The 23,860-nt window shown below is 60.4% G+C and carries 17 protein-coding genes and 5 pseudogenes; 13 read left to right on the top strand and 9 right to left on the bottom strand.

From position 1 onward, the window contains the following. Window positions 1–310: 310 nt before the first annotated feature. Window positions 311–1,024: a TetR/AcrR family transcriptional regulator gene (locus AC1DF3_RS24355; protein ID WP_478141114.1), complete on the top strand. Its 714-nt coding sequence runs from the start codon at window positions 311–313 to the stop codon at window positions 1,022–1,024. A gap of 276 nt (window positions 1,025–1,300) precedes the next feature. Here AC1DF3_RS24355 and AC1DF3_RS24350 read toward each other — a convergent pair whose 3' ends face one another. Then, entirely contained in the window at window positions 1,301–1,402 is a 102-nt protein-coding gene (locus AC1DF3_RS24350) for an IS66 family transposase (RefSeq protein WP_478141117.1), read from the bottom strand. Between the two features lie 569 nt (window positions 1,403–1,971). Further along, window positions 1,972–3,867 (bottom strand): AMP-binding protein, encoded by a 1,896-nt coding sequence (locus tag AC1DF3_RS24345; protein ID WP_478141113.1) that lies wholly within the window; start codon window positions 3,865–3,867, stop codon window positions 1,972–1,974. Between the two features lie 763 nt (window positions 3,868–4,630). Between AC1DF3_RS24345 and AC1DF3_RS24340 the strand changes: the two genes are divergently transcribed. The 6 genes and pseudogenes from AC1DF3_RS24340 (at window position 4,631) to AC1DF3_RS24315 (ending at window position 8,950) form a co-directional block, all read left to right on the top strand. Continuing rightward, complete coding sequence (locus tag AC1DF3_RS24340; protein WP_478141112.1) at window positions 4,631–5,152, top strand: MarR family winged helix-turn-helix transcriptional regulator; 522 nt, start codon at window positions 4,631–4,633, stop codon at window positions 5,150–5,152. 30 nt (window positions 5,153–5,182) lie between these two features. Continuing rightward, a pseudogene (locus tag AC1DF3_RS24335) lies at window positions 5,183–6,156 on the top strand (IS30 family transposase); the annotation flags it as partial. Between the two features lie 124 nt (window positions 6,157–6,280). Beyond that, window positions 6,281–6,862 carry a MarR family winged helix-turn-helix transcriptional regulator gene (locus AC1DF3_RS24330; RefSeq protein WP_478141111.1) on the top strand — a complete coding sequence of 194 codons (582 nt, stop codon included), beginning with the start codon at window positions 6,281–6,283 and terminating at the stop codon, window positions 6,860–6,862. 77 nt (window positions 6,863–6,939) lie between these two features. After that, a complete protein-coding gene (locus AC1DF3_RS24325) occupies window positions 6,940–7,437 on the top strand; it encodes a nuclear transport factor 2 family protein (protein ID WP_478141110.1) in 498 nt (165 codons plus the stop codon). Between the two features lie 21 nt (window positions 7,438–7,458). Beyond that, window positions 7,459–7,950, top strand: a complete 492-nt coding sequence (locus AC1DF3_RS24320) for a Cif family virulence factor (protein ID WP_478141109.1) — start codon at window positions 7,459–7,461, stop codon at window positions 7,948–7,950. Window positions 7,951–7,981: 31 nt separating this feature from the next. After that, complete coding sequence (locus AC1DF3_RS24315; protein ID WP_478141108.1) at window positions 7,982–8,950, top strand: quinone oxidoreductase family protein; 969 nt, start codon at window positions 7,982–7,984, stop codon at window positions 8,948–8,950. 460 nt (window positions 8,951–9,410) lie between these two features. On the opposite strand, the gene AC1DF3_RS24310 is transcribed toward AC1DF3_RS24315, so the two are convergent. From AC1DF3_RS24310 to AC1DF3_RS24300, 3 genes are all read right to left on the bottom strand, one after another. Beyond that, the gene (locus AC1DF3_RS24310; protein ID WP_478141107.1) at window positions 9,411–10,334 is read right to left on the bottom strand and encodes a ketopantoate reductase family protein; all 924 of its coding nucleotides are present in this window, start codon (window positions 10,332–10,334) and stop codon (window positions 9,411–9,413) included. Window positions 10,335–11,171: 837 nt separating this feature from the next. Beyond that, window positions 11,172–11,954 (bottom strand): TetR/AcrR family transcriptional regulator, encoded by a 783-nt coding sequence (locus AC1DF3_RS24305; protein WP_478141106.1) that lies wholly within the window; start codon window positions 11,952–11,954, stop codon window positions 11,172–11,174. 1,002 nt (window positions 11,955–12,956) lie between these two features. Then, window positions 12,957–13,130, bottom strand: coding sequence for a hypothetical protein (locus tag AC1DF3_RS24300; RefSeq protein ID WP_478141105.1), 174 nt, complete (start codon window positions 13,128–13,130; stop codon window positions 12,957–12,959). Window positions 13,131–13,387: 257 nt separating this feature from the next. On the opposite strand from AC1DF3_RS24300, the pseudogene AC1DF3_RS24295 reads away from it, so the two are divergent. Beyond that, window positions 13,388–13,983 (top strand): annotated as a pseudogene (locus tag AC1DF3_RS24295) (DDE-type integrase/transposase/recombinase); the annotation flags it as partial. A gap of 45 nt (window positions 13,984–14,028) precedes the next feature. On the opposite strand, the gene AC1DF3_RS24290 reads toward AC1DF3_RS24295, so the two are convergent. Next, the gene (locus AC1DF3_RS24290; protein ID WP_478141104.1) at window positions 14,029–15,492 is read right to left on the bottom strand and encodes an amidase family protein; all 1,464 of its coding nucleotides are present in this window, start codon (window positions 15,490–15,492) and stop codon (window positions 14,029–14,031) included. A 594-nt stretch (window positions 15,493–16,086) separates the two neighbouring features. On the opposite strand from AC1DF3_RS24290, the gene AC1DF3_RS24285 reads away from it, so the two are divergent. Continuing rightward, on the top strand, window positions 16,087–17,085 hold the full coding sequence (locus tag AC1DF3_RS24285) for an NAD(P)H-dependent flavin oxidoreductase (RefSeq protein WP_478141103.1): 999 nt from the start codon (window positions 16,087–16,089) through the stop codon (window positions 17,083–17,085). A gap of 127 nt (window positions 17,086–17,212) precedes the next feature. Here the strand turns inward: AC1DF3_RS24285 and AC1DF3_RS24280 are convergent. Both AC1DF3_RS24280 and AC1DF3_RS24275 read right to left on the bottom strand, forming a co-directional pair. After that, window positions 17,213–17,596, bottom strand: a pseudogene (locus AC1DF3_RS24280) (transposase); the annotation flags it as partial. Between the two features lie 21 nt (window positions 17,597–17,617). Then, window positions 17,618–19,039, bottom strand: a complete 1,422-nt coding sequence (locus tag AC1DF3_RS24275; RefSeq protein WP_478141102.1) for an aldehyde dehydrogenase family protein — start codon at window positions 19,037–19,039, stop codon at window positions 17,618–17,620. A gap of 122 nt (window positions 19,040–19,161) precedes the next feature. Here AC1DF3_RS24275 and AC1DF3_RS24270 point away from each other — a divergent pair, with 122 nt between their 5' ends. The 3 genes and pseudogenes from AC1DF3_RS24270 to AC1DF3_RS24260 form a co-directional block, all read left to right on the top strand. Next, window positions 19,162–20,085: a LysR family transcriptional regulator gene (locus AC1DF3_RS24270; protein ID WP_478141101.1), complete on the top strand. Its 924-nt coding sequence runs from the start codon at window positions 19,162–19,164 to the stop codon at window positions 20,083–20,085. A 118-nt stretch (window positions 20,086–20,203) separates the two neighbouring features. Next, window positions 20,204–20,934: pseudogene (locus AC1DF3_RS24265) on the top strand (IS110 family RNA-guided transposase); the annotation flags it as partial. A 221-nt stretch (window positions 20,935–21,155) separates the two neighbouring features. Further along, a pseudogene (locus AC1DF3_RS24260) lies at window positions 21,156–21,408 on the top strand (IS110-like element ISCARN28 family transposase); the annotation flags it as partial. A 5-nt stretch (window positions 21,409–21,413) separates the two neighbouring features. On the opposite strand, the gene pabB reads toward AC1DF3_RS24260, so the two are convergent. Further along, complete coding sequence (gene pabB / locus AC1DF3_RS24255) at window positions 21,414–23,222, bottom strand: aminodeoxychorismate synthase component I (protein WP_478141100.1); 1,809 nt, start codon at window positions 23,220–23,222, stop codon at window positions 21,414–21,416. A gap of 387 nt (window positions 23,223–23,609) precedes the next feature. Here pabB and AC1DF3_RS24250 point away from each other — a divergent pair, with 387 nt between their 5' ends. Next, window positions 23,610–23,813, top strand: a complete 204-nt coding sequence (locus tag AC1DF3_RS24250) for a hypothetical protein (RefSeq protein ID WP_478141099.1) — start codon at window positions 23,610–23,612, stop codon at window positions 23,811–23,813. Window positions 23,814–23,860: the final 47 nt, after the last annotated feature.

Raw genomic sequence — 23,860 nt, 5'->3', positions numbered from 1 at the left:
AGGATGGCGCGGCATCCCTCCTCGACCGCTCTTGCGTAGGTGGACGCAAGCTCCTGGAGCATGGCGTTGTCGATCAGGTTGTGCGGCGGCTTGGCCATGGTGACGACGCCGACGGCACCGTCTTTTTCATACGAAATCGAGCTCATCGAGCTTCTCCTTAGGGTAACTTTGCCGGGATGGCTTCGCATCAATGCATCGAACGATAACGGTGTTAACTACATCTGTTATCGGTGTTAACCCGAGGGTGAGAAGTCGGATCTGCACGACTTGCGCTTGTAAGATCGGGGAAATTGCAAGGAGCCCTTCAGCGATGACCAGCAAGGCACCACAGACACCCACTCGTAGCGCCTCGCGGACCGCTTCCGGGAAGCCGCGCGCGTTGCCACCGCTGCTGCGCGAGCCGACCTACGAGCGGGGCGGATTGCGCAATGCGCTAGTGGAGGAAGGCCGCAGAATGTTCGAAGAGAACGGCGCGAGCGAACTAAGCCTGCGCGCCTTGGCACGCCGGCTCGGCGTTTCCGAAGCGGCGCCGTCGCGCCACTTCAAGGGCAAGGAAGAGTTGCTGGCCGCGATCGCGATCAGCGGCTTCAAGGAGCTTGCCGAACAGCGCATGGAGATCTCCGCGCGGCACCTGCCCGCGCTACCGAAGGCGCGCGAAATGATGCTGAGCTATGTCCGATTTGCGCAAATGCACGCCGGGCTGTTTGACCTCATGACCGGTCCTCGGCTGCTGCAGGAATTCGTGCGGGGTGATGTTGAAGCGACGAGCAACATCTCGTACTCATATTTCTCGGACTCGGTCTTCGATCTGGCGCTTGAGAACGGCTGGGACAGAAAGCAGCTCCACTACCTTTCGCATGCAGCTTGGTCGATGGAGCACGGCGTAGCAGCGCTCATACTGGGTGGACGCATCCCACGTACCGACAGCAAGCTCAAGACGCAGCGCATGATCGAATTCTCAATCGATCTGTTTCTTGCTGCTGTCGCCGCGGGTCCTGAGAACTTCAAGCGAACACAGCTTTAGCGGCGCCACACTCTTCGCCTCGCATCAACAATGCGTCCAAAGTGTCAGGGCGATGCCTGCTATCGCCGGCGAAGGCCTCCAAAGACCTCAGACTGCGCATCGGCCTACCCAGTCGGGCAACTGCATTGGTTGCTGGAGGGTATCGACATCCCAGTGGCGCAGCGCCATTCCCATTTGGGCCATTCCACGCGTGGCTTGAGGAAAGATGATGGGGCACGCTGATCCAAAACTGGCGTGTCGTCGCCTGCCGCCACCCTCGCCCAACACTCGCCGCGCTCATTGCCGAGCCCGATGCGCTGCATTTTCTATCGGGTTGGAATCCAGCGGCCAACTCCCGTTGTCCAGGAAGCGGATGAGCTTGGGCCAATGGCCGTGCAGGTAGTGCAGCGCCTCGCTCAGCAGGCTCGTGCGCGACGGCGTGCAGGTTCGCGAGCAGCAACGGTTCGATCTGCTTGACCTGCGGCGCTATAGCGCTGGCGCAGTCGGTGACGGCGTTCTGACGTCCAGTCCTTGGCCAGCGTCTCCGCTCGGTAGATATTGCCGATGAGTTTGACGAATCGTGTCGCCAGTTGGTCTGGTGACCGGGCGGCCTTCTGGATCGACTCCTCAGCCTTTATGAGCGGTCGGGCGCATGACTCTTACGCGGAGCTCCGCATAAGAGTCATGCGCATTGCCCATTCATCAATGCCGAGAAGGCATGACGCATGCAGCCCGCTCGCCCGATAAGATCGCGACCCAGTTCGTGCTGCTTACTGGCGACCGTACCAGGCAACCGGACGAACTGACAACCAGCTCGCATGTTGGCGTTCATTGTCTCCAAACGCCTGCCAAGAACGACTATGAGGCGCTGCTGCCGCGGGACATCCAGCTCTCCGCCTCGTACAGCCCCCCACACGCCGGTCACGTCGAACTCAAGGGCGTAGTCTATAAACTGCTTGCCCAAGAATTCAGGTTCGCAAAACCTCGTGCGCCAAGGGCACGGCGTATAAAGCGTCCACCGCTGCACCGCGACGCTGCATCACGGCACGCTGGTTAATGCTACCTTTATCAGTGAGTTCATACGTGTCGAGTGACGGCGGCTCGGCCTCCAACAGCAGTCTTCCCACTCGGCGCGATGAAGCTGTAGTCGCGTTGGCGGCAATGAGCATCTCGGTCAAACGCGCGCGCACCAGTGGATGTGTAACAAGCGCTGTCTCATCGAGGTCCGTCGACACGCCAAGTAGGGCACGGCAGCCCGCCACATCTAGCCAGCCCAATGCAGCGACCTCGGCGCGCCCCTCGCCGACCACCACCGCCTCCCGCAATAACGGCGCACAGGCTGCCAAGAGGTTCTGGCGAATTGCACCGGTGCGTACCCAAGTGCCATTCCCAAGTTTGAAGTCCTCAGCCAAGCGTCCGCCGAACAGCAGGCCAGCCTCGGGCCGCTCCGGGTCCATGAACCGCGCCGAATCGCCCAGGCAATAAAATCCTTCCTCATCGCGTACGTCCCCGGGCTGCACAGGCTGGGCGTAGCGCCCAGACACTTGAGGCCCTTTCACCCTCATCTCATAGCGCCCTGACAGATCAGCGTCGGGAACGAGCTTGATCTCGCAACCTGGCAAGGGCAAGCCGATGCAGCCTGTATCACTGGCTTCCCAAGTGCGCATGAGCACCGCCGATGTCGTCTCAGTTGCGGCGTAGGCAGTGCCTAGCGCAATGCGGCGGCCTAGCGCGCGCTCGGCCACGCGCTGAAAGCGCTCGTGCGTGTCTCTCGGTAGCGTGGCGCCGGCAAAGTACGCGAACTCTAGCCGCCCCAGTGCGTGGCGCGCAAATGCCGGATCGCGCTCCAACTCTTCGACTAGCATCGCATAGCCGGCCGGCACGTTGAAGTAGTAAGTCGGCGCGATCTCGCGCAGGTTGGATAACGTCCGAGCAAAGCGCCCGGGTACCGGGCGACCGTCGTCGATATACAAAGTGCCACCAAATCGCAGTAGCCGTCCCATGACCACATTCCCGCCCATGACGTGGTGCCAAGGCAGCCAATCAACCTGGATCATCGTCTGCTCAGGCCGGCTGACGACTATTTGAGCGTTAATCTGCTGCGACGATGCCAACATGCGATGTGTCATTTCCACTGCCTTAGACACACCAGTAGAGCCCGATGTGAACATGTACTTGGCGATTTCGTCGGGCTTCGATTGCGGCGTGTCGCTGAGCTTCTGGCAGTGCTCGTGCAGAAAATCGTAAAAAAGCTTGCCGTCGGCTGGCGGGCGATGCACCGTGACGGTGCGTTCGCGCGGCACGCCGCTGGCCCGAAGCGCCCGCTCAAATCGAACTCCGTCTTGAGCAAATACCATCCAGGGATCGATCAAAGCAAGTACTGCGCGCAACCGCTCTAACGATCCCGTTGCCAGAGAATAGGCCGGAGAGATCGGTGCCACCGGAACGCCGGCCCAATGTGAGGCCCATGTCAACAGCGCATGCTCGATCGAGTTCTCCGACAAGATTGCTATCGGCCGCGTAAGCCCGGCCCCGGCCGTGCGAATCGCCTCGGCAAGGCGACGCACTGTCAGAAGCGCGTCGGCATATGTGATGCTACGCCAAGCACCTGGCCTTCCATCGTCTCCTTCGCGTTGGGCGAGCAGCGCCTGCTGCGGCCTACGCTCCGCCCAATGCTGCAGCCAATGAAGGATCGAATCGGGATGCGGGGCGACTTCGCGCAATGAGCGCAATTTGATCACGCCATCGACCCCGCGATCCATGCGCACCATAGGTGGATCAAAGCTGGCGAAAGGCCCCGTCAGCAACGTCGGTGCGGAGATTGGGGGTTCGTGTATGGATTGCATGGCAGGATTGAAGATCAACTTAACAACGTTATAATCGGTATTCTTGAACTTGTAATCTCCCTTGGCTAGTCAGTACTAACCCTAGTGAGGGCTTGGCGAGGGGCAGGCCGCGACGTCGAACTCGCCGGGAGGCGGATTGAGCCAACACGGAGAGCATACGGACCAGAGCCTGTCGACGGATGACATCCGCTCTAGCGCCTGTCCTCTCCGCCCCGGCATCGCTCGGGACTGCTTCAACGCGCGGTCGACGGTCGCGACACTGACCTCCAGCATCCGGTCCTGAACGAATAGATCCAGCGTCAGATGACCATGCCGCAGCATGGCATCGATGAGGATCGAAAATTGAGGACCGGAATCAATGCCTCGTGCCCTTGGCGCAGACTCGGTCTGCCTGCCCTCCCGCCGCGCTATCAGTGCCTAACGAACTGGTTCGTCGCAGAGACCCGATTGCGTGGGGGCCCGGAGCGCTCATGCGCACGATGTTCGGCCAGACCCAAATGGAGTGCTTGCTGTGGCAGACGGTAGACGCCACGAACTCATTGGAACGTCGCCGTCTCCCGTGCCCGCGCCTGCCTGTAGCGCACGCCCACGGCCTTTATCAACTCCTCGCTGTATTGCCTGATTCGCCTATGCCTCGTCGACGTCCTTCACTTCGGGTTCCGTCGACTACGAGAGGCCCCCAGTAATCTTTACAGTGACATATTCATGTAAACTTGTCGGTCTGATGTCGGGAGAGATACTCGGTTCTGTCCTGGCTCAACGACTCAAATAGCCATCGCTAATGGACACCTATACTTGCGTCAATTTAAGCCTTCTCAGGCTGACGCGATCGATCTCGCGATATTGCGACGCGCGCCTGCGGTCCCAGGGGCTGCGCACGACGCAATACACGATGCTGGCCTGCGTTCAAGAGTTTGGGCCGATTCGTGCGGTCGACCTCGCTCAAAGATTGAACTTGGACCCATCCACACTTAGCCGCACAGCAGGCACGCTGGTTCAGGCAGGATGGTTGGTCGCGTGCGACGGCGGTGACGCGCGCGGTCGCCCGCTTGCCTTAACGGATCTCGGACACTCAAAGATGCAGGAGACCAATTCGGCGTGGCGACAGGCACAGAAGGAGTTGGTCACTCATCTTTCTGCAGGAAAGCTGGAAGATTTGATCGCCTTGAGCAAAGAGATCGTTGGATTGCTTGATGTGGCCGAAGGCTTGGACAGCCCGTCGACCACTGGCACCCGATGCACACAATCGCTTCGCAATTCCCAAGCGGGCGTGCGGATTCAACCGGTCGATGCAACACACTGAAGACTGCCGTAGGCAGAAGGAGTGTTGCAGATGGCTTACCGGACGCGGACCTACTACACAGACAGCCAGAAGGCATTGATGTGGGAGCGATGGAGGCAGGGATGGACCCTGCATCAGATTGCTCAACTGTTCAATCGGGCACACACGTCCGTACAGAAGATTCTGTCCCGTACGGGCGACATTCGACCACCGGAGCGAAGTCGTTCCTCGATGGCGCTGACACTGACCGAGCGCGAGGAGATCTCGCGTGCCATGGCGGCTGGCTTCTCGATTCGCTCGATCGCGTTGATCCTCGGGCGAGCTCCATCAACCATCAGCCGTGAGATCAGGCGCAACGGTGCTTCGAGATGCTATGGAGCGACCAGGCCGACCAGGCCGCCTGGGATCGGGCCCGTCGACCAAAGCGCTGCAGGCTGGTTGAGGAACCGGAACCTGGCGCGCGCAGCGTCACGGAGAAGCTTCGGCTGCAATGGTCTCCGGAGTAGATTGCAGGGTGGCTCTAGCAAACTTACCCGAGCGACGAGCCTTCCCACGTGTCCCACGAGACCATCTACCGCAGCTTGTTTATTCAAGCCCGCGGAGCGTGAAGAAGGAACTGTTGCAGCATCTCAGGCGCTGCCGGGACATGCGCGCCGCTCACGCCAGTACACGCAGAAGACAGACGCCCACCGAAGAATCGTGACGCCGTCCCCATCAGCGAGCGGCCAGCCACGGTTGAAGATCGAGCAGTTCCCGGCCAATGGGAAGGCGACCTGCTCTTCGGAAGCGCCAACAGCGAGATCGCCATGCTGGTTAAGCGCCAGACGCGAAACGTGATGTTGGTCAAGCTTGATAGCAAGGACTCTCAGACGGTCGTCAACGCGGCCATCAAGAACGCCCGAAAGCTGCCACAGGAACTCTACAAATCACTGACCTGGGACAGAGGCACGGAGAGGCACGTCCACGAGAAGTTCACGTTGGCCACCGAGTTTCAGGTGTACTTCTGCGATCCGCAGAACCCATGGCCGCCTAGGCGCCGACAGTGCGCCAGAAGGTCGTCAATGCGGACCTGCTCCATCCTTGCTCCAATCAGCAAGACTCAACGGCCATGATCCATCGCACATCCGGAAGACTTACTGCGCCCCTTCCATGACGGCGAACGCGCCCAAGTTCGGCGGTTTGCGAGCAAGCTTGACAATAGTCTTATATGCCCGCAATATCCGTCTGCGTGATGTAGCACGCTTTTTTCCAATGACCGCTAAGAATGATCAACCATCGCCTGGTGTGTGCAACAGCACGGCCATTCGCAAAGCCGCACGCCGGATGACACGGTTCTACGATGCATGCATGGCTGAAACGGACCTTCGTGCCACTCAGTACACGATCCTTTCGCTTCTGGCTTCGCAAGGCAGCGTCACGATGGCCACGCTTGCGGAGATGCTATCGATGGATCGAGCCACCATCGGGCACAACTTGCGTCCACTTGAGCGGGAAGGCCTCGTCACGATCGAGGTGGGGCAGCGCGACCGGAGAGAGCGTGAAGTCGCCTTGTCATCTCTTGGTGTCAGGCGCGAGAAAGAGGGAAAAGTCCACTGGAGAAAAGCGCAGGCCAGATTTGAAGAAGCTTTTGGCAAGGACGATGCACTGGCCATGCGACGCTTAATGGCACGCATTGCAGCGCTCGACCTAGAGGTGGACGAGTGCAACAGGACCGCACAGCACGCCTCGTAACCCTCCCCCTCCCCGCTGCAAGAGCGCCGTCCGTCCTTTTGCAACTTATAACAAACGGGCATATGAGACCATTTGGGATGACTTCAATTCGACCTTTGCTGGGCTGCGTCCGAGCAACTATCGTTTGCACTCTTTTCGCTGCTTCAGCAATCGCTCAAGCCGCGGAGGTGGATGCCAGCGACTTTCAGCAAATACGCCAATTGTTTTTGCGGCAGGCCGCAGCCGAGACCGCGCACGATATCGATGCGCTCGATGCAGTGATCGCGCGGCTTCCGGCAGGACAACCAGACCCCGTCTCGTTTATCGCCCGCGCCTATCAGTTCATTGGAAGAGAGGCGGTGATGACGCACTTTCGCAAGACCTTCGCAGGTGCATGGCGCCTTGATACCGACGAAAACGCAATCCGTGTCATTCCGCTGGGGGCTGACATTGTGCAAATCTACGCCCCGACCCTCGTGACTTTCGGCGCACCTGGTCAAGAGGCGAAGACAGCACCGTTTCTGATTAACGAATTCGCGATCCGCACTTCGGCGGGCTGGCGCATATCCGCGATCGTTCCCGTTCCCGCACAGTGACATCCAACGCCAGGATTCATCATGAAACAAAACGCCTTTACCCTACTGACTACGATCACCCTTCTCGTTGGAACGACGTTTGGCCATGCGGCCGCGCCAAGTTCATTCGACGAGCATGATCGTCAAGAAATAAGGAGTCTTTTCCTGCAGCAAGCTGCCGCCGCAACGGCGCACGACATCGGTGCATTTGAACGAGTCTTCACCTCTGCACCGCCGGATTCATCCGTTTCGGTGACATTCGTCGCCCGCGCCTATCAGTATTGGAGCAAGCAGGCGCTCATTGATCACTTTACGGAAACGTTCAAGGGCGTTTGGAAGTTTGAGCCTGATCCCTCAAATATCCGGGTCATCCCGTTTACCGCAGACAGCGCCGAGATCTACGCGCCCACCCAAGTCACGTTTGGTTCATCAGACGCCACAGCAAAGACCAACCCGTTTCTTGTCTGTGAGATTGCGGTGCGCACGCCTCAAGGCTGGCGGATCGGAGCAATCATCCCCGTGCCCGCGCAGTAACGACTAGCCCTCTATTAAAGTGAGTCACGCAATGAAAGCAGCTGTCTACTATGAAAACGGCGGCCCGGAGGTCTTCCGTTACGAAGATGTCCCAGCGCCGACGCCTACTGCAGATCAGGTCCTGATCGAGGTAAAGGCCATCTCGGTCGAAGGCGGGGACCTCGTGAACCGAGAAATAAGGCCACTCGCCCGGATTCCTCACATCGTGGGATATCAATGCGCAGGAGTGATCGCCGCCGCAGGTGCAGGTGTGCAGGACCGCCAGATCGGCGACCGAGTCGTCGCCGTGCTCAACTGGGGGTCGCACGCGCAGTTCACCGCAGCGCCGGCGGTCGATACATGGAGAATCCCCGACGCCATGGACTTCGACACGGCCGCAGCAGTGCCCGTCGCATGGGGTACAGCGCATGAATGCCTATTCACTGCCGGCGGCCTTCAGGCGGGGCAAAGCGTTCTGGTACATGCAGGTGCTGGGGCTTTGGGCCTCGCCGCAATTCAACTAGCAAAGCAAGCCGGAGCACAGGTATTTGCCACTGCATCCAGCGCTGCCCGCCTTGACCTGCTCCAAGCCTTCGGCCTCGATGTGGGAATCAACTACACCAACGATGATTTTGTCGCACAAGTCATGGCCCAAACTGGTGGTCGTGGCGTTGATGTGGTGCTGGACAGCATTGCCGGAAAAAATCTGGTGCGCAGCATTCAGTCGCTTGCCTACGGCGGACGAGTCGTCACCGTCGGGGTCTCCGGCCGTGACGCGGAAAAGCTTGATCCAGTCTCACTTTGGCGCGGTAATAACAGCCTCCACGGCGTGTACTTTCCAAGCTTGCTGGATCGCGACTACGACCGCGTGCATGCGCAAGTCCAGAACGCCTTAGAGCGAGTTTCTCGAGGGGAACTCAAGGTCGTGATCGATCGGATATTTCCCTTGGAACGGGCAACGGAGGCGCATCAACATGTGCTGAGCCGTAGCGCGTTCGGGCGAGTCTTGCTTCGCCCTTAAAGAATCCAGCGCATACGCCTGATCTTTTCTGTCCTTGCTCTGATTGCGCAATCGGCCGCATTCACCAAGCCCAGCCGACAGGTCGAAATCGTCGCGACTGGCATAGGCTTCGGCGAAGGAACCTTTTTCGTGGGAGAGCAGCTCTACTTTGGTGACTATGCGGCTTGGCAAATCCGGATCAAGTTGGACAAACATGGATTGCCAAGCAGCGACTCTCCGATGCAAAATGTAAAAAGCCGGACACTTTTGGAAGTGTCCGGCCTTGTATCTGGTCCCGCCGCCAGACCAGCAAGACGGATTCCGTCGACGAGCAACTCATACCCAGCTGTATACGGAATGCACCGCCTTCATGTGTCTTGCGAAGCGAAAGGCGTAAGCGCGGACTTCGCGCGATGCTTGTGACACATACTCAGCTCAGAATGAGCCTATAGTTTTTTCCGAAATCATGGTTGATCATGAATCAACGTTTGCTAGTGAGCAAATAGGCCTGAAGATGGCTATGTGCGGTCTCGATCAGCAGGGCGGGAATGCGCAAACTTTCAGCGCGCCGGGCCATGTCCCCTATGATGGAGTCGACCTCAAGATTGGTCGCGCGCACCGCAATATCCCGCATCATCGATGCGGCCCATTGCGAGTTGCGATCTAGAAGCCGACTTCGAATCTTCCCGATGGTACCTTCAGACAACGGATGGCCAGAGGCGCGCGCCACGTTCGCGCACTCGTCGATTGCCTTCGTCATTAGCTTGGTGCCGTACACGGTAGCCATGATCTGACCCACATTGGCTCGCATCAGACACGTGAGCGCTGCGCCGGCCGCCAGCATGACCCACTTGTCCCAGAGGTCCTGTTCGACCTGTGCTGAGAGCTCGCGAACACCCGGGCCGCGACTCAGCTTCTCTACGAACCCGGCAGCCAGATCGGATTGCGAGGCATGTCGGGCGCCGACGATTAGTTTGTCCATGCCTCCCTCGTGATCGATCTCACCCTTTGCATTCAGGCTTGTGGCGATGTATGCCACGCCGCCCAGAACGCGCTCGCGACCGAACCGTGTATCGAGTTGCTCGTATACGGACATACCATTCAGCAGTGGAAGAACACACGCGCCGGCATCTACAACTGGCGCAATCGCATCAATCGCGGCCGGCAGGTCATATGCCTTGCATGCAAGCAGGACTAGGTCAATGTGGCCATCCGTTGACGCGCTTGAGACGGTTGCAACCTGCTGACGGAAATTGCCGAGCTCACTATTTATCACGAGCCCCGATCGGGAAAGTAGTGCTGCCCTTCCCTCTCGGACAAGGAAGGCGATGTCAATCCCGACCTCAACCAACCGGGCACCGAAGTAGCCACCCATTGCACCAGCACCCAGAATGAGAACCTTCATGCTTGCCTCCATTTCGACAGTCGCTCGACCAAGCACGAGCGATAGATGTTGATTAACCTCTATAATACATGATCATCATACTTTATGATGATGTCAATCGTTGAGCTTGCTGGCTGGCGCCCGGTAGCGATCATCGATATGGTGACCCACAGTCCAACGCTCGCTGGACTCAGCAAGGGCTTCGAAGCACTCGCGACTGACGGCAAACCTCCAGCGCTGCATTCGCATGCGGCCACCTGTCGCTCTCCAGCCTCTTCAGGCTCCGGGAAGAGTTTTCGGTGGTTAGTGAGCTGATTCGAGCTGCATCGCCAGCGCGCTGGCGATGCAGCTCGGGTAACTTCGCGGGCGGCCTTCGCTGGCAACCGGGCCTGACGTCGTCGTAGTCCTGGCGCCAGCACGACGGCCGACCTGGCCTGCTGCAGCGTCTCGAACCATTGCTCGTTCAGGCGCTCGTCGCGCACTTGCCGTTGAAGCGCTCGGCATGCACCCGTACGTCCCCTGCTTGAACCACAAATGCGTCGACCGCCAGTACAGCGTCGCCAATCTGGCGGTGCGCAAGCGCAAGGGGAGGTCAAACGCCCCGCCAACCAATGCGTGCCACTGCAACTGGCTACGTTCGGAGCATGGACTTCGTCAGCGACAGCCTAAGCACCGGGCGGGGCGCATCAAGTGCCTGACAGTGGCCGATGACTTCACCACGAATGCATCAGCATCTCGATGTGTATCTCGGGTCAGTACGTCACCGGCTGCTGGACCAAGCGGCTGTCTAAACCGAGCAACGCCCGAACGCGCCCAAAGTCCCCTCGAGTGGAACCGCAGCTGAGTGCTGTCGTCAACTTACAACCCGTGCAGGCCCTCGATGCCGGCGAAGAGCAGATCGAGCGCCTGGCTGGTCAACTGATCGCGGGAAACCTTTGTGGCACCGAGCGGATTGATTCGGTTCTCGATGATCAGCGTCGCAACGCCGTGCATGCACATCCAAGCCACCCGAGCGATCATATGCGGATCAATCTCGTCCGCCTTGCCGCGCGCCGCAAGGTAGTCAGCTGCGGCGCGCGCCACGATTTGATAGGACTGACTTGCAGCCTCATTGAGCTCGGAGTGCGCTTCAGGCGCCTTGAACTGTGGGGCGAACATTAGATGAAAAATCGTGGGGTTCAGTGTCGCAAATGCCACATATGCCGACAACAGCGTGCGCAACCGTTGCTCAGGCGACATGTTCGGTCGCAGTCGCGAATAGCGGAACTCGGTTAGATCGCGGAACCCGCTGGCCGCGATGGCGGCGAGAAGGCCCTCCTTGTTGCCAAAGTGGTGTTTTGGCGCTACCTGCGACACACCCACCTCGCTAGCGATGCGGCGCAAGCTCAGGTCTGCTAGGCCAACTTCGCGCAATTGCTCTTTGCCGCAGCGTACTAGGTCTTCGCGGAGGTTGCCGTGGTGATAGGGCCGGGACACGGCATTGCTCGGCGCACCTCCTTTTCGATCGTTCGAGCCCCTGCTCGCGGGCGAGGCGCGTTTCCTCGGCGCGGCGCGAGGCACCAACTGCGCTTCCTCCTTGCCCGCGGCACGAGATTTGATAGCACGGGCAACAGTTGTGGTCCTTGCAGCTTTTTTTTCCATCACGCGATCTTAACAGTTGCCACTTCCCCAGCCTCACCGACATAGAAGTTGACCGGCACTTGATCGCACGAGCGATATGGCCGGAGAAGAGACACAACCGAGCGAGCGGCAGAGGCATAGCCAGCCGCTCGGATCCCCCGGACGAGGTGATCTACCAAGCAATGCCGCAATCTTTAACATCCGTAACAAACAAATGGCAAACTAAAGGTTGCCAGATTGATCTTAACAACGTTATCTTTGAGGCCTGTCATCGCTTCAACCGCCTCTCTTCAGATGTATAGCCCAAGATGCATTCCGGCGAGCCGCGCCAGGCAAGGGACCATCGCGGGGCAGTTCAAAAAAAGCAAGGCCGTGGCCACACACAAACCGCAGCGCCCTTACCTACACAGTCACGCCCCTGCAGGGGCCTTGCAAGGTTCGTTCACCCGAGGACGGCAGGACCGCCCTTCAGCCAGCGGCCACGTGGTTCAACTCTGGCGTGCTGGACAGAATCAGCCCTACTCCAACGCTTGTGAAGCGACAAGGTCGAACTGGCGAGAGCGATCTTCGGGAAAGACATATGAGTGACAATGACAACGCGCAGACCGATCGGGCGCGATTTCTGCTGCAATTCAGGCACTTAGGCGGAGAAGTCGGCTTGGCCTTTCCGTGTGACGCATTGGGCCGAGTGGAACTGGACTCCTTGAGCAATAGAGAGCTAAACAACTATCTATTCGCTAGGGCTCTTCGCTGTCGTGACTATGGTTTACCTGAAGTGATTACAGGCTAACCGCGAGGGGTTTTCCGGCGAGCGCCAGTGCTCACCTCAGGTCCTGGCTTTCATATACTCAACCAGGTCCTTGAGTAACTGGCGTTGCATGCCCGGCTTCAGCAATATGCCATCCGGCCTCTCGCTCACGTCCCAGTCATGGTGGCATCAAGTCACTGTGGCGAAGTTGCGAGTGACGGGGAGAATGGCCTTAACACACTGAATATCCTCTCCTAGTCTACTTTCAAAAACTGCTACCCGGCGCGGGATGTCTTCTCGCCTTTGCCGGCGAACCAGGCCATAGCCATTGCAGAGATGTCCCGCTCCTGCTTAAGCTGTCGGCTTTCACGGCGCACCCGCACGAGTTCTTCGCTATCGGCGCCGCTCAGGACATCCATCGGGTCCACGAACTTGTGAGTGCGAGCCAAGTCAGGGGTTCCCGTGCATACTATGTGCCGCGTGCTCAAGGTCTCTGCGAGTGGGTCGAACGGCCGCCGTCTAGGCGTTCAATCGACGACGCGGTGCTGGTGCAACGAATCCGAGCCACCGAATCCGACGCCACCTACGGCATGCTGCGAGTGCGCGCTGAACTGATCGAACAAGGGATACGCGTCGGGGCAACCGCGTTGCTCGGCTGATGCGTGTGAACGCCATCCGTTGCGTCAGTCGGCGCCGCGGCTTCGTCGTGACCACGCGTCGCGACAAGCGACTGCGCCCGGCGTCAGATCTCGTCGAGCTCGAGTTCGAGCCGGCGGCCCGAACGAGCTGTGGGTCTCTGATTTGACCTACGTATCCACCTGGACGGCTTCATCTTCCTGGCCGTCGTACAGGATGCATGGAATAGGCACATCGTGGGCCGGGCCATCGGAGGCGACCGCCGAGTTGATGCTGGCGGCGCTAAACATGGTGCTGCAACAGTGCAAGCCGGATGGCGTGATCAATCACAGCGACCAGGGCGCCCAGAATGGGCGCCGTCGGCGATGCCTAAAACAACGCGACGGCCGAGAGCTTCCTCGCGACGCTCGAATGCGAGCTGATCGACCGGCGCAGCTGGCAGACCAAGGGCAGGCTGGCGCTGTTCACCTACATCGAAGGCTGATACACCCGCGCCGGCGTCACAGCGCACTCCGGCAGATCTCGCCGGGGACGTATGAAAGGATACAACCGCAAGTCCAAGCAGCCGCCTCGCCTCGAACACGACTTGCCCCCCGTCGGCATCCGCGTGGCATTCGCCACGCCCCAGTGGACAAGTCTTCGTCGCGGCCTACTGATCCAACTTGAGAATCAAGCGCCACCCCGTCCGTGCAGCAGGGTCAAGTCCAGTCGTCACTCGACAAGCAGGTCAAACTTCGGGGCGGGAACTCGGCCCAGAATGGCGGACACACGAGTTGCGATTGCTAGAACGGATTCGTCTCCATGAGGTGGGCCGTCAATCTCCATTCCGATAGGAAGTCCGTCCGATGACAGCCCAATAGGGATAGAGATCCCCGGCAGTCCCGCGCAACTCGAAGGAAACACGTTCTTTGCCAACAGCAGGCGGTCTACCACCTGCCCGGCGATCATATACGGCACCTGCTCGTCGATCAGCGGGGCAACCGTAGGGGTCGTGGGGAAGAGTAGGACATGGATATGGTTCGCTCGATACACGTCGGCGAATCGTTGCTGCAGCTCTGGACGCTTGACATTCAAGGACAGGTGGTACATCTCCTTGGATATCGCATTGGGACCGTTGGGTACGACACGGTCGGCCCACGCAGATTTCACGTTGTGCCCGAGTGCATCATAGAGTTGCTGAAACTGCAACGAGATGTTCTGCTCACCGAGGAACGTGGAGACGTGAGGCATCGTCTCTGCAAAAAATACGGGCCAGTTCGCCTGCGTTGCCAGCGCCACAAAATCGGCGCCCAAATCGACTTCCACGATCTCTGCGCCGGCGCCCCGAAGTGTGTTGAGACTTTCCCGGAAAAGAGCTTCGACTTCCGGGTCGACGAGCTCGAGATGTTGCTTAGGAGCGAACCCGAATCGAAGCCCCTTGAGGTTCCGAATCAAAGGCTCGCGCACGAATTTCTCTCCGGTAGCAATCGCGTCAAGCAATGCGCAGTCCTCGACCGTTCGGGCCATAGGACCAGGCGTATCGAGCGTATTCGAGATTGGCGCAATACCCCGCCCCGGCCAGCGCCCTGTGGTGGGTCGAAAGCCTACGACACCACAGAGGGAGGATGGAACCCTGATCGATCCCACTGTATCGCCACCCAGTGCGCCTGGCACGATTCTCGCCGCGACGGATGCTCCCGCACCGCTCGAGGAGCCACCGGTCACTCGGGCGACATCATAAGGATTTTTGACCTGCCCATAGTGAGCGTTGAGGCCAGTAAGTCCGTACGACATCTCCACTAGGTTGTTTTTTCCAAAGAGGATTGCGCCCGCGTCGCGCATAGACTTAACCACAGTGGCGTCCTCCGGCGGCCGATGGCGTGCGAGCACCTTCGTGCCGTAGGATGTCGGCATGTCCCGGGTGTTGAAGCTGTCCTTGATCGCGACAGGGACTCCATGGAGCGGACCAAGGTCCTTTCCAGCTCGCCGTTCGAGATCGGCTTGTCTGGCCGCTTCAAGAACCGTGTTCTCATCCAGGGTGACAAAGGCGTGCAGATCTGCAAGTGCGTAGGCGCGTTTCAGGAGCGCTGCGGCGTACTCTGATGCAGAAATGGCTCCCGTGCGGATCGCAGTCGCCGCTTCGGTGATTGAAAGTTCGTGCAACGAAGAACTCAGGTTGTCGGTCGCGGTCTGCATATATAGATCATGAAGAGAAGAGTGACCTGCAGGTTAGCCGGGACATGCACCTCCCCGCTTGACCCAAATTGCCAAAGTGATCGCCTCTGATTGCCTGTGCCAAACTCAAGTGCTCCAGTGTGACCTTGGATCTGAGAACATCTCTAGCTCTCGGCATATTCGACCGACGCCGTCCTTCCATTTCCGGCGGCGATCTCGACAATCTGGAGCCCGGCTCTTGCGCCTTAAGTGTCTTCGGCGTCGTGCCTCCGGGCCGCTCGGCCCGCGTCACGCGGTAGTGGTAACCACATTGGCGTGGGCCACGCACCAAACGTTCTTGCCATCGAGCTAGCTCTAAGGGCATGGGTTGACAGCGCGCCGCGAGCCGGAACCGTGCTATTATTACAGCGTTAACATGTCGGCGCCGGGGTTTCGATCACGGCTTGTTGCGATGCAGCGCAGGCTAGGCGGCATCGGCCTCTGTCAGTCCCGAAGGATTCAAGGCTCCGAGCCAGTGCGCAGGGTGACCAAAACGGAAATTGTTCTCACAACTCGCTCCCGACGACAAGGCTAACCCAGGATATCCACGAGTTCGTCTCACTACACGGAGGCAGGATGAGACTACCAGCAATTTTGGCCAATCGCTTGCGACTACCCGTTGTCGGCTCGCCTCTCCTCACCATATCTAATCGTGAGTTGGTCATTGCACAATGCAAGGCGGGCATAGTGGGAGCTTTTCCCACGCTCAATGCTAGAGACACGGAAGAACTTGATATGTCGCTGACTCAGATCGAGGATGCGCTGACGGAACATGACAGAAGGCATCCGAGCCGCCCCTCCGCGCCTTTTGCTGTCAACCAAATAGTTCATCGGTCAAACGCTCGTCTTTATCATGATATGGAGACTGTTGTGCGTCATCGGGTTCCGATCGTTCTCACTTCCGTGGACGCGAGTCTAGAGATCAACGAGATGGTCCACGCCTATGGTGGCATAGTTTTTCACTACGTCGTTAACAATCACTTTGCGCTTAAGGCTATTGAGAATGGCGCTGATGGTGTTATCGCAGTCGCTGCAGGCGCTGGCGGACATGCTGGAACGCAATCCCCTTTCGCCCTCGTCCAAGAGATCCGGCGGTGGTTCGACGGACCGTTGTTGCTATCGGGGTCCATTGCCTCAGGGCGATCAATCTTTGGAGCAACTGCAATGGGGGCCGATCTCGCGTGTGTAGGCTCAGCATTCATCGCCACGAAGGAGGCCAAAGCTGAGGCTCCATACAGAAGGATGGCCGAACGATCTTCGGCTACTGACATTGAGTACACAGGCCTTGACACAGGCACGAGTGGCTACTATTCCCGGCCTTCAGGGGGGGAGACCCGTATGGATCTGCACAATTCGATATCGACGATGAACTTCGGCATCGATACACCAGGGCCAATGGATATATTGGGGAGCGGCCTAGACATCGTTGATTTGAAAGATGTTCCTACTGCGAGCGAACTCGTTGATCGGTTGGCCGCCGACTACGAGACGGCCCGCAACGAGTTTCTATGGCAGATGGAAGATACTGTCGAGCCGCGATGGGCACCGTCAGCTGTTTTCCCAGAAGGCCGTTGACCATCATGACGCTCAGCCATCGGGTCTCGCTTAAGGAAGCAGATCATGGTTCACCCCATCCGATTTGCTTCGCGTCGCGGCCCTTGCGCGGGGCCCGGTGAGCCACATTGGGCCCTCGCAGCCGCACTCATCCCTTGGCCTCCATCAACTTCCGCCGCGCCATCCAAAGATTCGACAACGCGCACAGCTTGACGATCTGCGCCGTGTTCTTCGTCAAGCCGGCGATAGCGTACCTTCATGAACCCAGACTTCATTACGCGCTCGGCCGCGAACTCCGCCTCGATGAACGGGTTGAGCAGCCTGCGCTTGCCTGGGCGCATCGCCACATGCCCGGTCGGCCCGCGGCCTCCGCTCGCTTGTGCACGCCCTGACAACCCGAGTCGCCGAAGGCCGCGTGCTTCTCGCCGTGAAGCGGTTCGCCACCTACGTTGATGTCGCGCACATTGGCCGACTCACCACCGTGTGCACCAACCTCGACGCGAATTCGACGCCAGTGAGCCTTCATCCCGAAGCAAGCGCGGGGCGACCTCCTTCAAGCCGCCCTTATCACCGACTTGGGCTCCAGATACGCCTCCAGTCCGAAGGCTCCGAACTCGCGGCCGATGCCTGATTGCTTGAAGCCGCCGAAGGGCGCCAAAGGCTCGTGGTGCAGGCCGTTGATCAGCACCCGACCTGCCTGCAGGCGGGAGCTCACGGCGAGGGCGCGTTCGTCGCTGCCCGACAGCACCAGCGCCTGCAAGCCGTAGACCGTGTCGTTGGCGATGGCGATGGCGTCTTCCTCGTCGCGGTAGGTGATCAGGCAAAGCACGGGCCCGAAGATCTCTTCACGCGCGATGACCATATCGTTGCGGACTCCGATGAACAGGGTGGGTCGCACGTAGAAGCCGACATCGAGGCCAGCTGGCCGGCCTTCGCCGCCGGCAATGAGCCGCGCGCCTTCCTCCACTCCCTTACGGATATAGCCCTGCACCCGCTCCCACTGCTTGCGGTTGACCATCGGGCCTATCTCGGTCGCGGCATCGCGTGGGTCGCCGACCTTGACCGCCTCGACCGCCGCCTGGGCCAACGCGATGGCCTCATCCAGCCGATGCTCGGGCACCAGTATGCGGGTGCCCGCCAGGCAGGCCTGGCCGCTGTTCTGAAAGCCGGCCTTCACAGCCAGAGGAATGGCGGTGGCGAAATTGGCGTCGTCCAGCACCACAGTAGGCGACTTGCCGCCCAATTCCAGCGTAACGCGCTTGAGGGTGTCGGCCCCGGCGCGCTGGATGGCCTTGCCGACGGCGGTGCTGCCTGTGAAGGAAATCTTGGCGACGTCGGGATGGCTGCTGAGTTCGGCTCCCACCACGTCGCCCCGGCCGTTGACGATATTGAACAGCCCCGGCGGCAGGCCAGCAGTGTGCAGCGCCTCGGTGACCACCTGAGTCTGGATGGCGCTCATCTCACTGGGCTTGATGACCACCGTACAGCCGGCGGCCAGCGCGGTGGCCAGTTTGTTGCAAATGAAGCCGGCATTGGAATTCCAAGGCGTGATGAGGCCCGCCACTCCGACGGGCTCCATCACGACCTGGGCGCTGCCAACCTGGCGGGTGAGTGGGTAGTGCTCCAACGTCTTCGCCGCCAGCACGAAGGACGCGGCCGCATACGATGCCACCCAACTGGCGCGGGACACCGGGCCGCCGTATTCCTCGGTGGTGGCGGCGTTGATGTCGTCGGCGCGGGCCATCACCGCGCCGTGCAGGCGATGAAGCAAGGCGATGCGCTCGGACTTGGTGGTGTGCGCATAGGCGGGCCACGCGCGCTTAGCGGCGGCGATGGCCCGGAGCGCGTCTTCGCGGTCACCCAGGGTGACGTGGCCGATGACGGTCTCGGTGGCGGGGTTGATGAGCTCGGCCTGTTCGCGCCCATGGGGGGTGACGAAGGCGCCGTCGATGTAGATCTGGTCGATGTTGCGCATGCCGGTGTTTCCTGTTGATTCGCCGGAGAAGCATCCGGCCTAAGTTAAATCTAGGGCTCTGGCATTGACTTGAGAAGCCGGCCAAATCACCATGCTTCATTCAGATAATCAGGACAATCGACATGCACAGCACGGGGTTGACAGAGCTTGAGGCGGTGCTGGCAGTGGCCCGCCACGGCGGGTTCAGGGCGGCGGCGGTCGACATGGGCATGTCGCGCTCGGCCCTCAGTGCCACGGTGGCGGGGCTGGAGGCGCGGCTGGGCGTGCGGTTGTTCAACCGAACCACGCGCAGCGTGGCCACCACCGAGGCGGGCGAGCAGTTCATCGCGCGCATCGCACCGGCGCTGGCCGACATCCGCGGCGCCATGGAGGCGACCAACGAGCTGCGCGACACGCCCTCCGGCACCCTGCGTCTCAACACCTCACTCGGCGCGGCGCAGATGATCTTCGCGCCGGTGGTGCTGGAGTACCTGCGCCGCTACCCGGACATGAAGGTGGACATCGTGACCGAGCGCCAGCTGGTCGACATCGTGGCCGACGGCTTCGACGCCGGCATCCGCCTGGCTGAGGCCGTGCCGCGCGACATGGTGGCGGTGCCCATGGGCGGCGAGCAGCGCATGGTGGTCGTCGCATCTCCGCAATACCTTCAAGCGCACCCCGCGCCCCGGGTGCCCGACGACCTGATGGCGCACCGCTGCGTGCGCTGGCGCTTTTCCAGCGGAACCATCTACCGCTGGGAGTTCGCGCGCCAAGGCGAACCAATGACACTCGACGTGCCCGGCTCCATCACGCTCGACGAGCCCCTGCTGATACTGGAGGCGGCGCGCGCCGGGGTGGGCATTGCCTACATGGGGCTATTCCACGTCGCCGAAGATCTGGCCAGCGGCCGGCTGGTGCCGCTGCTGGAAGAGTGGTCGCCCAGTTACCCCGGCCTCTGCCTGTATTACCCAAGCCGGCGCAACGTACCGGCGGGGCTGAGGGCCTTCATCGACCTGGCGCGCGAGGTGATCGAGTTGCCGGTCCGGCAGCCGAAGCAGACTGCCTAGATGGGATGGACACCCGCCGCCCTTCGGGGCGGGATAGGCAAGGATAGATGTACGTCCTGGAACCGACCGGTGCCAAAGTGGCGTCTCCATCCACCACCTCAGGAACGGAGGGGCCGAAATGAACCGTACGACGTATGGACTGGACATCGCAAAGCGCGTATTTCAGATGCACTGGGTCGATCCCGACACAGGAGAGATCGCGAATCGACGCTTCAGTCGGACAGAACTGATCGAGTTCTTGGCGAAGAGCCCTGCAGGGCGGGTTGCGCTTGAGGCGTGCGGCAGTGGGCATTGGTGGGCGCGCAAGATTCGCGCGCTTGGCCACGAGGCGGTGTTGCTGCACGCCAAGTTCATTCGACCTTTTGTGCAAACCAACAAGACGGACGCTGCTGATGCCCGAGCAATTTGGACCGCAGTTCAGCAGCCCGGCATGCGTACGGTGGCGGTCAAGAGTGAAGAACAGCAAGCGGTGCTTGGGCTGCACCGAGTGCGCACTCAACTGACCAAGTTCCGGACAATGCAGATCTATCAGATGCGCAGTCTGCTTTACGAGTTTGGCGTGACGTTGAGAACTGGCAGGCAGGCCGGTTTGGCCGAACTGCGAACCGAATGGCTGACATTGAGGGTCGCGTGCCCGGTGTGCTGATGGACGTGCTGCGAGAGCAACTCGCGCGTATTCACAGCTTGGACGAACAGATTTCGGTGCTCGAGAAAAGAATTGCGGCCTGGCCGAAACAGGAAGCCAGTTGTCGCTCGTTGTTGTCGATCCCGGGCATAGGCCCCTTGACTGCGAGTGCATTGGTCGCCACCGTGGGTGATGTCCGTACCTTCAAGTCGGGGCGCGAACTGTGCGGAATCTGCAACCAAGGCCGAATGTAAGACTGCAGCCAGTACCCGATTGCCTTCATCGCCACATCCACTTGCACAACGGCGGGTGTCCATGTAAGACATCATGGTCGCTCGATAGGCAGCGGGGGTTCGTCTCCGGTATCGTAGATTGCGTCCTCTGAGAGGGTGCCGAGCCACATGCGGCGAGCGTAGGCCAGCTGCAAACCGTATGGAGACGAGCCATGGACGAGAGTATCAAGTTCTTAGTCTGGATGCGCACAAAGACAGCATTGCTGTTGCCGTTTGTGAGGCTGGGCGAGAGCCGAGCCGGTTCGAGGGCACCCTCGGGCCTGACGTGAAGGGGGTACTCAAGACGCTGCTCAAGTACTGCCGCCAGGGCAAGTCAGCGTGGTCTACAAGGCTGGGCCGACGGGCTATGGGCTGTATCGCGCGTTAAGCGCACAGGGCTACCCACCTTGGGTCCATAGGCCGTCCGGGCCTCAGACAAAGCCGTTTGTGCGCAACCCGGTTGCGGCGCCGCAGGGAAGCTCCTTAAGCACCGCGTCGATCCAGCCCCGCAGGCTGTTGACGAAAGCGAGTCCTCGCACTCGAGGCAGGTCATCAAGCCGCACGACCGCTTCCACAACCCGGCCTTCGCGAAGAAGGCCTGCGCGTCCGATGCCTCCCAACAGACCGCAGTGAAGCGGCGGCGTGACCCATCGACCATCGAGCAGCAGGGCTACATTGCCTCGCGTGCACTCGGTGATTTCTCCGCTTTCGTTCCACAACAGGGTGTCGAACACATAAGGGCCGGTCGGCGCAAAGGCTTCGTAGTGGCCACGCCGGGTGGTCTTGAATCGCACGAACTCATTTTTTGCGGTCTCAAAGGCCCGATCGGCCAGCGCCAGGCGCACCTGCGTAGGCGAAGCATCCAGAGCGAAGACCTGAACCCGGTGGCGACCGCGAAAGTCGCACAGCAATCGAACGCGCCATGCTCCATCGGGATGCGAAATACGCAGTGCGTCCAGGCCCTGAGTCACAGACTGTGCGTTCCACCGAAAGCCGAAGTGGCTGGCCGCGGCCGCCATCCTTGCCAGATGTGCGTCGACGTTGTTCAGGCGACCATTGACCAGCGCAAGGGTCTCCAGCAATTCGAAGGGCGTGCTGGCACGCTCGAGGAACGCCCTCTTGTGACGCCACTCGTCCCACTCACCCTCCCGCCTGGCATCGGCCGTGATGCCGCTGCCGATTCCACAGCGCGCACCATCAGCCCTCATGGTGACGGTCCGGATGGGCACATTGAACGTCGCTGCGCCGCCCGGCTGCACCACGCCCACCGCCCCGCAGTAGACGCCGCGGGGCTCAGGTTCGAGCCGGCAGATCAACTGCATCGCTGCGACCTTTGGCGCTCCAGTCACGGAGCCACAAGGAAACAGCGCTCCGAACACATCGGCCAGCGCGGTCCCCTCGCGCGTAGTTGCTTCGATGTCCGAGGTCAATTGCCACACCGTTGACAAGGCCTCAGTGTGGAAGAGCCTCGGCACCCGCACCGAGAACGGTTCGGCGACGCGTGACATGTCGTTGCGCAGGAGGTCGACAATCATCACGTTCTCCGCCCGCTCCTTGGCCGAACTGCGAAGCCGCTCGGCTGCGGTGGCGTCGTCGGCCGCGTCGATCCCACGTGCGGCCGTGCCTTTCATCGGCCGGGTCAGCAATCGTCCATCGCGCCACTCGAAGAACAACTCCGGGGACACCGACAACACCTGCTCGCTCCCGGTGTCGATGTAGGCCGCGTAGCCGCCAGGTTGAGCGCGCTGGAGAGCTTCGAACAAGGCCTGAGCCTGTTGCTCCCCTGCCCCATTGTCCAAGGCGCCTTGGAGGCTTGCCGTGTAGTTCACCTGGTAAACCTCGCCTGCCGCAATGGCGCGATGCAGTTCCGTCAGTGCGGAATCGAAGGCCGAGCGCGACAGTTGCTCGCGCCAGGCCACCGAGACCGGATCCGGATCTACGTCGCCCTCGCTCGTTTCAGGCCAAGGATGTGCTGAATCGTGGATCCCGAACCAAGCGAGCGGGCCGTCAGTTGGGTGCGCGACCAGGGCTGGGTCAAACGCCGGTGCCGCCTCGTATCGCAAATACCCCACGCACCATCGCCCTTGCATCGACTGGGCGTGCACCGCTTCGAGGACAGGCCGCACCTGGTCGGGCGTGCGTGCCTCGAGAATCTCGACGGGCGGCCCAAACACGCGTCGCAGCCGAGGTGCCGTGGCGTCGCGAGGCGACGAAAAATCGATTCGAGCCGAAATGGTCACTACGATGCGCGCTGGTGGATGAGTTACTGGGTGCCGCGGCGATTGGAGACGATGGGCAGGCCGTGTGGACGCCGGTGACTCCGTCTTCGGTCAGCGCATGCAGTTCGCCGGCATGCGCAGCTAACCATGCAATCGCAAATGCATCGAGAGCACCACCCATATTCATCGCCAAATTGCCAGGCTGCGGACGGAGGCGGATGGGCGCGATCGTAGCAGCGACGCCAATGCCATCCGCCTCGGAAAATGCACGCCGGCGTAGAGAAAGCGCTGGCTATTGTTCGACCTTGCACCCCGTACGATCACCACCAGCACTTGAGCCCGCAATAGACAGCAAGTGCGCGAAGTTCATCACACCCCCGTTGGAAACGCTCCTGCCAGAATGCTCCCATGCCCTCCCCGGACACCGCCTCCTCACTGCTGAATCAACAAGACCGGCCTCCGATTCAAGACGCGATCGAATACGGTCGCGAATCGTCTGATCAGGAACGTGAACCTGCCAACCGCTTCGGCGCCGCGGCCAGCGGCGTCGATCGTCTTGACCTTCGGCCCTTGCACATGCGCGAACGCCGGCCGTGGTGGAAGCTCTGGTAGCCCCAGCGGGTGACCTTTGACAGCGCTTCCGGAAATCGCGTCATCTC

This window comes from Variovorax sp. 10N432, assembly GCF_056394465.1.
This window is presented reverse-complemented; position numbering and strand designations above follow the sequence as displayed.

What these genes read in the sequence shown, in the direction of transcription:
- AC1DF3_RS24325 (WP_478141110.1), top strand. Translation starts at nt 6,940, where the DNA reads ATGACTTCAATTCGACCTTTGCTGGGCTGCGTCCGAGCAACTATCGTT.
- AC1DF3_RS24310 (WP_478141107.1), bottom strand. Translation starts at nt 10,334, where the DNA reads ATGAAGGTTCTCATTCTGGGTGCTGGTGCAATGGGTGGCTACTTCGGT.
- AC1DF3_RS24355 (WP_478141114.1), top strand. Translation starts at nt 311, where the DNA reads ATGACCAGCAAGGCACCACAGACACCCACTCGTAGCGCCTCGCGGACC.
- AC1DF3_RS24330 (WP_478141111.1), top strand. Translation starts at nt 6,281, where the DNA reads ATGACGGCGAACGCGCCCAAGTTCGGCGGTTTGCGAGCAAGCTTGACA.
- AC1DF3_RS24285 (WP_478141103.1), top strand. Translation starts at nt 16,087, where the DNA reads ATGAGACTACCAGCAATTTTGGCCAATCGCTTGCGACTACCCGTTGTC.
- AC1DF3_RS24250 (WP_478141099.1), top strand. Translation starts at nt 23,610, where the DNA reads ATGCCCTCCCCGGACACCGCCTCCTCACTGCTGAATCAACAAGACCGG.
- AC1DF3_RS24270 (WP_478141101.1), top strand. Translation starts at nt 19,162, where the DNA reads ATGCACAGCACGGGGTTGACAGAGCTTGAGGCGGTGCTGGCAGTGGCC.
- AC1DF3_RS24290 (WP_478141104.1), bottom strand. Translation starts at nt 15,492, where the DNA reads ATGCAGACCGCGACCGACAACCTGAGTTCTTCGTTGCACGAACTTTCA.
- AC1DF3_RS24340 (WP_478141112.1), top strand. Translation starts at nt 4,631, where the DNA reads ATGGACACCTATACTTGCGTCAATTTAAGCCTTCTCAGGCTGACGCGA.
- AC1DF3_RS24305 (WP_478141106.1), bottom strand. Translation starts at nt 11,954, where the DNA reads ATGGAAAAAAAAGCTGCAAGGACCACAACTGTTGCCCGTGCTATCAAA.
- AC1DF3_RS24315 (WP_478141108.1), top strand. Translation starts at nt 7,982, where the DNA reads ATGAAAGCAGCTGTCTACTATGAAAACGGCGGCCCGGAGGTCTTCCGT.
- AC1DF3_RS24275 (WP_478141102.1), bottom strand. Translation starts at nt 19,039, where the DNA reads ATGCGCAACATCGACCAGATCTACATCGACGGCGCCTTCGTCACCCCC.
- AC1DF3_RS24320 (WP_478141109.1), top strand. Translation starts at nt 7,459, where the DNA reads ATGAAACAAAACGCCTTTACCCTACTGACTACGATCACCCTTCTCGTT.